At 65.8% G+C, this 7074-nt stretch carries 6 protein-coding genes; 2 read left to right on the top strand and 4 right to left on the bottom strand.

Going from position 1 to position 7074, the window contains the following annotated elements:
- Window positions 1-699: sulfatase-like hydrolase/transferase (locus EOA79_RS11775; RefSeq protein ID WP_164893848.1), on the bottom strand; the 699-nt coding region annotated here is incomplete at its 3' end.
- 109 nt (window positions 700-808) lie between these two features.
- Here EOA79_RS11775 and EOA79_RS11770 point away from each other — a divergent pair.
- Window positions 809-1702: a LysR substrate-binding domain-containing protein gene (locus EOA79_RS11770; RefSeq protein WP_164748262.1), complete on the top strand. Its 894-nt coding sequence runs from the start codon at window positions 809-811 to the stop codon at window positions 1700-1702.
- A gap of 33 nt (window positions 1703-1735) precedes the next feature.
- Here the strand turns inward: EOA79_RS11770 and EOA79_RS11765 are convergent, their stop codons facing one another.
- On the bottom strand, window positions 1736-1924 hold the full coding sequence (locus tag EOA79_RS11765; RefSeq protein ID WP_067322650.1) for a hypothetical protein: 189 nt from the start codon (window positions 1922-1924) through the stop codon (window positions 1736-1738).
- A gap of 394 nt (window positions 1925-2318) precedes the next feature.
- Between EOA79_RS11765 and EOA79_RS11760 the strand changes: the two genes are divergently transcribed.
- Window positions 2319-4628 (top strand): cation:proton antiporter, encoded by a 2310-nt coding sequence (locus EOA79_RS11760; RefSeq protein WP_245479194.1) that lies wholly within the window; start codon window positions 2319-2321, stop codon window positions 4626-4628.
- Window positions 4629-4671: 43 nt separating this feature from the next.
- Here the strand turns inward: EOA79_RS11760 and EOA79_RS11755 are convergent, their stop codons facing one another.
- A complete protein-coding gene (locus tag EOA79_RS11755; RefSeq protein WP_095824673.1) occupies window positions 4672-5307 on the bottom strand; it encodes an ankyrin repeat domain-containing protein in 636 nt (211 codons plus the stop codon).
- A gap of 268 nt (window positions 5308-5575) precedes the next feature.
- Entirely contained in the window at window positions 5576-6787 is a 1212-nt protein-coding gene (locus EOA79_RS11750) for an MFS transporter (protein ID WP_095824540.1), read from the bottom strand.
- Between the last annotated feature and the right edge of the window lie 287 nt (window positions 6788-7074).

Below are 7074 nucleotides of genomic sequence, written 5' to 3'. Positions count from 1 at the left end.
GGCGAAGGGGTGGTGCGGGTCCGGAAACGAGACGAACAAGCCGAACGGCTCTGCCTGCTTGCTCTGGCGCTCGATGAAGTCGATCGCCCGATCCGCGATCCAACTGGTGTAGTGCAACTCGGGCGGCACCGCGCTTTTCCAGACTTCGTTCAGATCCTGTGCCCGGCTGTCGGGGTTGGCGTCGGGCTCGTAGAGGTCCACCACTTCGGGGTGGTTGCGCTTGAGCCAGGCGGCGTAGTGGCCGGCGCGAGTGGCTTCGTTGGCTTCGCCCATGACGAGGTCGACGGCATCGAAGCCGAAATAGGGACCGTGCCAGTCCTCGCAGCCCGGCCTTTCCCAATAGGCAAGCGATTCCGGCATGTCGCGTTCGACGGGCGCGAGCAGTGGCTGAAAGTGCAGCTTTCCGACGCCTTTTGTGGCGTATCCGGCAAGCGACAGCGCCTGCCACAGATTAGGGAGCCGACCGTCGAGCGCCACGCCGTTGCGCCACAATCCGTGATGGCGTGGATAGAGCCCTGTTGCCATGGTCGCTCGGCTTGGCGAGCAAATCTGGTTAGGCGTGAAATGCCGATGGAAGGTTGCGCCGCGCGCGGCGATGCGGTCGATGTTTGCGGTATGGGCGACGCGGTTGCCGGTGACCGAGAGCGCGTCGTAGCGCATCTGGTCGGCACAGATGAAGATGACATTGGCTCGCTTCACGACGGCTCCGTCCGTTTCTGCCAAGCTTGCAGCTAGGGCCCGAAACGCAGCGAAATCAAAGATCAAGATTTTGGTCCGGTATGTGCTAATCCTATACCGGGAGGAAGAGATGCGTTTTTCCGGGCTCAGCGTTCGTCAACTGGAGGCCTTCGAGGCAACGATGGTGGCCGGCTCCGTGTCGGGCGCTGCGATCGCGCTCAACGTCTCGCAGCCGAGCGTCAGCCGGCTGCTGCAGGAGCTGGAGATCGACACCGGCCTCAGCCTGTTCGATCGATCGCACGGTCGGCTGGTTCCGACCGAGCAGGGCCTGCTGTTCTACGGCGAGGTCGGCAAGACGTTTCATGGCGCGCGCAATCTGATCATGGCGGCGCAGGAGATCAGGGAACTGAAGCGCGGCGTCGTGCGGATCGGGACGCTGGCGGCGATGTCCTTCAACATCGTGCCGGATGCGATCCAGCAGCTTCGGATGCGCTTTCCGGAGGCAAGGACCACCATCGCGGTGCGCAGCTCGACGGAGATCGTCTCCTCCGTCGCCTCGCGCCTGACCGACGTCGGCCTGGTGGACGCGGGCGTTTCCTTCCTGGATGCCAAATGCGTCGCCACTTTCGAGCGCAATAGCGTTTGTGTCATGGACCAGAAGCATCCGCTTGCCGAGAGCGAAGGGGTCCGGCTGGAGGATTTTTCCCGCTATCCGTTCGTATCGCTGGGCGAGCTCTATTTCCGGCGCAGCCGCGACGGCGCGAGGCTGCTCGAAGTGACCGCGGCCAACACCGTCGCCGACATCTTCCAGTCATTCTTGGCTTGCGCGCTGGTCAGGGGCGGCCGCTCGCTGGCTGTGGTCGATCCGTTCACTGCGGGCTTCTATTCCGAGTTCGGACTGGCACTCAGGCCAATCCAGTTCGACATTCCGTTTCGCATCTCGATCATCGTCAATGATCGGTCGGCGACGGGGGCGGCGGCCGGCAAGGTCATCGAGGCGATGACCGATCTGATCGGCCGTTAATCAGCATTGCCGGCCGCCGGTCATGGATGCTTCCTATCGCTGAGCGGCTGATATCGGAAACGGCACCACTTCGGCCTCGGGCCGGGCATAGAGGGCGGTCGCGACCGCCTCGATCACAAGGTCGAGCGCCGCAAGCGCCGTGCGGCTTGTCTCGTCGTCGCCGCGCAGATAATGGCAGGCCCTGTCGAGGTGCAGGTGGGCGGCGGCAAAGTCGCTTTTCATTAGCTTCTCCTTATTGCCCCGCCGTGCCGCGACCATGCGTGAGTCGCTTTACCGACAAGCAAAGATGGGCGGCGGCATTTGAATCGAATTGTACGCGACGTCGAAGCTGCTTGAGAGAGGCGGGCGGAGCCGGAACTGCCCGATCCCTCCGCGCCTGTGAGGAAGTTGTCCGGCAGGGTAGAGGAGGCGCGGTCCCGCCGGCATCCCAGCCCTTGCAGGCACCTCCATCACGGTTAAAAGTGGCCTGCTTTGGAGATAGGTTGAATCGACGTTGGTCCTCCACGGCGCCCCCCCCGTCCTGCCGGACATCGCCCCCACAACGGGAGAGAGTGGCAGTTCCACCGCCGTGCAACCGATGCATGTGCGAAACCGTTATGGCGAGGATAATCGAGGGGTGCGGCAATTGTCCTTCATGCCCAACCGGCGCCGGCCGGTTTCTCTCGCGCTTGCGGCGGCGGCGCTTGCATCGATGCCGGCCGCCGCCTTCGCCGCCGAAAAAACCGGCATGTCGAGCGAAGGCATCTTCGTTCTCGAAGTCATTTTGCTGCTCGTCGTCGGCCGAGGCATCGGCGAATTGCTGGAGCGCCTCGGCCAGCCGGCGGTGATGGGACAGCTGATCGGCGGCATCCTGCTCGGGCCCTCGCTGCTCGGCTGGCTATGGCCCGCGGCCGAGCGGCTGGTCTTTGCCGGCGATGCCGCACAGAAGTCGATGATCAACGCCATCGCCCAGTTCGGCGTGCTGATGCTTCTGCTGCTGACCGGCATTGAGACGGACCTGAGGCTGGTGCGCCGCGTCGGCCGCGCCTGCTTTTCCATCTCCGCCACCGGCGTCGCCGTGCCTTTCGCGCTCGGCTTCGTGGCCGCGCAGTTCATGCCGGCCTCGCTGCTTGCCACCGGCAGCGAGCGCATCGTCTCCGGCCTGTTTCTGGGCACCGCGCTTTCGATCTCTTCGGTCAAGATCGTCGCCATGGTGGTGCGCGAGATGAACTTCATGCGCCGCGACCTCGGCCAAATCATCGTCTCCTCGGCCATCATCGAAGACACGATCGGCTGGGTGATCATCGCCATCACCATCGGCATCGCCACGCATGGTCGAATCGAGCTCGCCAGCCTCGCCTTCACGCTCGCAGGCGTCGCCGCCTTCATGGCCTTTTCCTTCACGCTCGGCCGCCGCATCGTCTTCGACGCCATCCGCTGGACCAACGACACCTTCCGCTCGGAATACGCGGTGGTCACCGTCATCCTCGCCATCATGGGCGGTATGGCGCTGGTCACCGACTTGATCGGCGTGCATACGGTGCTTGGCGCCTTCGTCGCCGGCATATTGGTCGGCGAGTCGCCGATCCTGTCGCGTCACATCGAGGGGCAATTGCGCGGCGTGATCACGGCACTCTTCATGCCGGTCTTCTTCGGCGTCGCCGGTCTCTCGGCCGACCTGACAGTGCTCGTCGATCCCGAGCTTGCACTGCTCACCGTGGCGCTGGTGGCGATCGCCAGCCTCGGCAAGTTCGGCGGCGCCTTCATCGGCGCGGAGGCCGCGGGCATGAGCCGCAGCGAGGGCATCGCCGTCGGCTGCGGCATGAATGCGCGGGGCTCGACCGAGGTCATCGTCGCCTCGATCGGTCTGTCGATCGGCGTGATCTCGCATACGCTTTTCACCATGATCGTCACCATGGCCGTCATCACCACCTTGGCAATGCCGCCGACATTGCGCTGGGCGCTGGGACGGCTGCCGATGGGCGAGGCGGAGAAGAAAAGGCTGGAGCGCGAGGAGGTCGACCAGCGCGGCTTCATCACCAATCTGGAGCGGCTGCTGGTGGTGGTCGACGAGGGCGTCGTCGGCCGCTTCGCCGCCTACCTCGCCGGTGTCATCAGCGCCGGCAAGCCGACGACCGTGCTCCATACAAGCGGCGAAAGCGAAGCCGACCCCGTCGAGGCGGCGCATCTGGACGAGATCGAGAAAGGCGCTGAGCAGGGCCGCGAGGCGGCGAAGGAAGCCGACGAGGAGCCCGCGCATGAAGCCCCCCTCACGCGTCGCACGCATGACGCTCCGCTCTCCGCCGAGGCGGTCGCCAAGGAGGCGCGCAAGGGCTACGGCATGCTGCTCATCGGCCTCGGCCGAGCGGTGACCGCGAAGGGCGGCTTCTCGCGCCGGCTCAACGAGGTCGCCGGCGCTTTCGAGGGCCCGCTCTGCCTGGTGCTGAAGCCGGCCGGCGTCGGCCGGCAGATGCCGCGCCTTGGGCCGGGATCCGGCAGGATCCTGGTGCCGGTCAACGGCACGGCGAATGCGCGCCGCGGCGCGGAACTCGCGCTTGCCGTCGCCTCCGTCACCGGCGCGCCGGTCAAGGTCCTCTATGTCGCGCGTCCGGGTCGCGACGAACCGCGCGACACCGTCTCGCATCGCCGCAGGGAGGCTGTGCTGAAGGACATTGTCGCGCTTGCCGACCGTTATGGCGTCGAGATCGAGACTGCCATCCGCTCGAGGGCCGCCGCCGCCGATGCCATTGCCCGTCAGGCGGGCAGGAACGTGGCGCTGATCGTCATGGGCGTGGCGCGGCGGCCGGGCGAGGAACTCATCTTCGGCGAGACGACGAGCGGCGTGCTGCAGCGCTGCCCAAGCCCGGTGATGCTGATCTCCGACGCGCGGCTGCGCCGCGACGACGAGGGCAGGGAGGCGCTGAGGTCAGGTACGGGCACGGGCTGAGGGCAGCTTCGGCCTGACGGTTCCAATGGCTGACGGCCGCACTTCACTTGCCTTCGAAAAAGCGATGGATCGCGGCGTCCAGCTTGCCGATGAGTTCGGCGTTGCGCGTGCTGCCAGCCCAGATCAGCGCATTGAGCCGCATGTCCTTGTTGAGGAAGTTCACCTTGCGGGATTCCAGCAGATATTGCGCGACTTCGAAGTGGCGTCCCTTGATCGCCTCGATGAGCGCGCTGTTGCGTCCCGTCTTGTCGGCGAGATTGACGTCGGCGCCATGCTCGACCAGCAGCTTGACGATATCGAGATGCCCGTTCCTTGCGGCTTCGATGAGCGGCGTCCTGCCGTAATAGTCGGCGCGGGCGTCGATATCGATCTGCGGATGCTTCAGCAGCGCCCGGATACAGGCGAGGTGACCCCTAGCCGCAGCCAGGCTCAATGGTGTGCTCTTCCATTTGTTTCTGCAGTTCACGTCGACCGCCGGGTGGCCGATCAAAGTTTCGAGCACGGCGGTGCGGCCGTTATGCGCCGCGAGGTGCAGGCTTGACCAGCCGTCTTCATCGGTCTGGTTGATATCCGCGCCCGCTGCGAGCTCCGCGCGCGAGGCTTCGGCATCGCCGCTCTCGGCCGCGACCAGCAGGCGGGACCAATTCCTTGTTTCTGCGGCTTCCAGGCCTGTGTCCACTGCAATATTCCCGACCACGGATGGCGCCGGCCCGGCCGGCATTCAGATGCAGCGTCTTCTCTCGCGGAGAGTTTCACACTCGCCGTCGTCGGGCAATGGATTTCGCGTCGGCGGTGCGGGCAACTCGAGGGGAGATGCCGGCAGGGCAGGTCCGAGCGTGGATCGCCGGCGCCCCATGCGACGGAGAGGGGCGTCGGCGCTTGACGCGCCGCGACCCCCTCTGTCGCCTTCGGCGACATCTCCCCCTCGAGGAGGGAGATTCATCTCGCTATGCCATCTGCAGCCGCTGCCGGCTCGGCTGCGGCGGGAAGGCGATCGCGATGCCGGCGGCGCCCAGGCCTACCAGCGCCGAGCCGATGAACAGCCAGGAATAGCTGGCATAGGCGTCGTAGATCATGCCGCCGGCGAGCGGGCCGAACGACATGCCGAGGCTGGAGAGCATGGTGGCGGCGCCGAACACCGTGCCGATGATGCGCGGCCCGAAATATTCGCGTGCCAGCACCGCATAGAGCGGCATGACGCCGCCGTAGGTGGCGCCGAAGATGACGGCCAGCACGTAGAACTGCTCGAGCCGGCCGACCGCGAGATAGGCGGCGATCACGGCGGCCTGGATGGCAAGGCCGGTGATCAGCACCGGCTTGACCCCCAGCCGGTCGCCGAGCACGCCGTAGAGCAGGCGTCCGCCAAGGCCGGCAAGGCCCTCGACGCTATAGATCGAGACGGCAGCCATCGGCGCAACGCCGCAGGCCATCGCATAGCTGACCATGTGGAAGATCGGCCCCGAATGCGCCGCGCAGCAGGCGAAGAAGGTCATGCCCAGCACCAGGAACTGCGGCGAGCGCAGCGCCTGGCCGACGCTCATGCCGGGGTCGTCGGCGGCACGCGCCGGCATGCCGCCGTCGGCCGCCGCGCCGGCCGCCGGCGGCTGGCGTACCAGGAAGACGGCGGGCAGCAGGAGCACCCAGGCCATGACGCCGATGTCGAACATGGCGGTCCGCCAGTCATAGGCCGAGATCAGCCAGCGGGCGAAGGGCGAGATGGTCATCGGCGCCACTCCCATGCCGGCCGAAACCAGCGACACGGCAAGGCTTCGGTTGGTGTCGAACCAGGCGGTGGTGAGCGCGATCATAGGCGCGAAGAACGCGCTGGCCGCCAGCCCGACGATCACGCCGTAGCTGAGCTGGAAGATCAGCAGCGAGTTGGCGCGGCTCGCCACCACCAGCGCCAGCCCGAGCAGCACCGCGCCGGCAAGCACGACGGGGCGGGCACCGACGCGGTCATAGATCGCGCCCCAGGCGAAGCCGCCGATGCCCATCACCAGAAAATTCAGCGTCATGGCGCTGGAAATGCCGGCGCGCGACCAGCCGGTGTCGATCGACATCGGCTCGAGAAAGATCGCCAGCGAGAACATCGCGCCGAGCGCCACACAGGTCATCAGCGCGCCGGCCGCGACGATGACCCAACGATAGGAAGGATTCATGATTTTCTCCCGTGCCCAACGGCATCCTGTTTGATGCGGCACGGTTTTTCCAGGTCCATCGCGCCGCTTGCGTCCGAAGGACGCCGCTGCGGACACCGATCCTACAATCTGGTTGCATTTTTTATCCGGATTTTTGGGGGATGTTGGCCGATCGCCTTATGCTGGCGTTCCTTCACACCCCCCTCTGTCCTGCGGGACTGTCCGATAGGACAGAGGCGGTGCCTCGCGCCGACCGTCTTTAACTGTCAGCAGTCTTCCGCACCCACATTGACCATGTACCAGGCCCT

Source organism: Mesorhizobium sp. M1A.F.Ca.IN.020.03.2.1, assembly GCF_004023205.1.
In the GTDB taxonomy this organism is placed as follows: Bacteria; Pseudomonadota; Alphaproteobacteria; order Rhizobiales; family Rhizobiaceae; genus Mesorhizobium.
The sequence above is the reverse complement of the archived record's forward strand: the minus strand, read 5'-3'. Positions and strand labels throughout refer to the sequence as shown.